This is a genomic window from Halomonas sp. 707D4 (assembly GCF_024158685.1).
GTDB lineage: Bacteria > Pseudomonadota > Gammaproteobacteria > Pseudomonadales > Halomonadaceae > Vreelandella.
The window spans coordinates 1-1,717 of the sequence record NZ_JAMZBD010000573.1 but is presented as its reverse complement, the minus strand read 5'-3'; the positions used below and the strand labels follow the sequence as shown (position 1 = coordinate 1,717).

At 68.4% G+C, this 1,717-nt stretch carries 2 protein-coding genes and 1 pseudogene; all 3 read right to left on the bottom strand.

Going from position 1 to position 1,717, the window contains the following annotated elements; translation table 11 throughout:
- Window positions 1-469: pseudogene (locus BIS11_RS16715) on the bottom strand (o-succinylbenzoate synthase); the annotation flags it as partial.
- Window positions 469-1,329, bottom strand: a complete 861-nt coding sequence (gene menB, locus BIS11_RS16710) for a 1,4-dihydroxy-2-naphthoyl-CoA synthase (RefSeq protein WP_253426828.1) — start codon at window positions 1,327-1,329, stop codon at window positions 469-471. The pseudogene BIS11_RS16715 and the gene menB, both read right to left, overlap by 1 nt.
- Before the next feature lie 36 nt (window positions 1,330-1,365).
- The coding region (frdD, locus tag BIS11_RS16705) for a fumarate reductase subunit FrdD (RefSeq protein WP_253586603.1) at window positions 1,366-1,717 on the bottom strand (352 nt) is incomplete at its 5' end.

Here is a 1,717-nt window from a genome sequence, read left to right as displayed (position 1 = left end):
GCCGGGTGGTGGGCAGGCGCTCACAAAGCCGCTTGATCAGCGCCAGCTCTTCCGCGAGCGGGTAGCGGGCGACCTTGAGCTTGAGCCGATTCGGCGGCGCCGCGCGCCACGCCTTGAAACGCACCTCGATCTCGATCATCAGGTGGGCAGGCGTGCCCTGCAGTAGCGGGTAGGGAGTCGCCGCCTCGGGCAAGCGCTCCGGCCAGGTGCACCGGGCGCAGCCGAGTCCGAACTGCACCGAGGGAAGCCGTGGGGAGGCCGGTTCGCCGCGCTCGAGTGCGGCCAGGCACGCCAGCGCCTCGGCTTCGGCCTCGGCCAGGGTCTCTTTAGAGAAGCCCGGCAGCGGGGCGATCTCGCCCCACTGGCCGTCGATGCCTACCAGCAGCCCCTCGCGGTGGGTCAGCCGCTGGCCGTTCAGCACCAGCGGCTTTGTCAGCGCAAGCGAATAGCGGTAGAGCACGCGCGCCATCAGGGGTTGCGCGGGTAGCGGGAGAAGTCCGGGCGGCGCTTCTCGTTGAAGGCGTTGCGCCCTTCCTGGCCCTCTTCGGTCATGTAGTAGAGCATAGTGGCGTTGCCCGCCAGCTCCTGAAGGCCCGCCTGGCCGTCGCAGTCGGCGTTGAGCGAGGCCTTCAGGCAGCGCAGCGCCATGGGGCTGTGCTGGAGCATCTCACGGCACCAGCGCACGCTTTCCCGCTCGAGCTCGTCAAGCGGCACCACGTGGTTGACCAGCCCCATGTCGAGCGCCTGCTGGGCGCCGTACTGGCGGCACAAAAACCAGATCTCCCGCGCCTTCTTCTGGCCGACGATGCGCGCCATGTAAGAGGCACCAAAACCACCATCGAAGGAGCCGACCTTCGGGCCGGTCTGGCCGAACACGGCGTTGTCGGCGGCGATGGTCAAATCGCACATCAGGTGCAGCACGTGGCCGCCGCCGATGGCGTAGCCCGCCACCATCGCCACCACCGGCTTCGGGCAGGTGCGAATGTCGCGCTGGAACTCCAGCACGTTGAGGTGGTGGGTGCCCTCCTCGTCCCGGTAGCCGCCGTAGTCGCCGCGAATGCGCTGGTCGCCGCCGGAGCAGAACGCTTTATCCCCCGCTCCGGTGAGCAGAATCGCGCCGATGGCGCTGTCGTGGCGGGCACGATGCAGCGCCTTGATCATCTCGCTCACCGTGCGCGGGCGAAAGGCGTTGCGCACCTCGGGCCGGTTGAGGGTGATGCGGGCGATCCCCTCGGGTGCGGTGTGGTAGAGGATGTCCTCGAAGCCCTCGGAGTGGTCCTGCCACTCGATGGGGGCGTAGAGGTCGGATTCGGTCAGGCCGTGGATCATGTGGGTTATCCCTGTCAGGTCGGCAAGCGCGCGGCGTCAGCGCAGAAGGCCCAGCGCCACCAGGGCCAGGGCAGCCACGCTCAAAAGCGCGGCCAGCCCGTACATCACGGCCTTGTTGAAATCGTCGCGCCCCAGGCGCAGGTCGATCAGCCCGTGGCGCAGGCGGTGGAAGGCGTGAAACAGCGGCAGGCAGACCACCGCGCCCACGAAGAGTATTCCCGGCAGGCTGAACAGCAGCCTGGATGCCCGGGCGTGGTCGAGCGCCCCGCTGGGCAAGAGCCCCAGCGGCAGCGCGATGCCGACCAGCAAAATGACGGCGGGCAGAAACACCGCAAAGCACACGCCCCCGGCGCTGAAGAGCCCCCACCAGAGCGATTCATCGAACGCC

Excerpts from the sequence above, each read along its gene's own strand:
- menB (WP_253426828.1), bottom strand. The coding sequence starts at position 1,329 with ATGATCCACGGCCTGACCGAATCCGACCTCTACGCCCCCATCGAGTGG.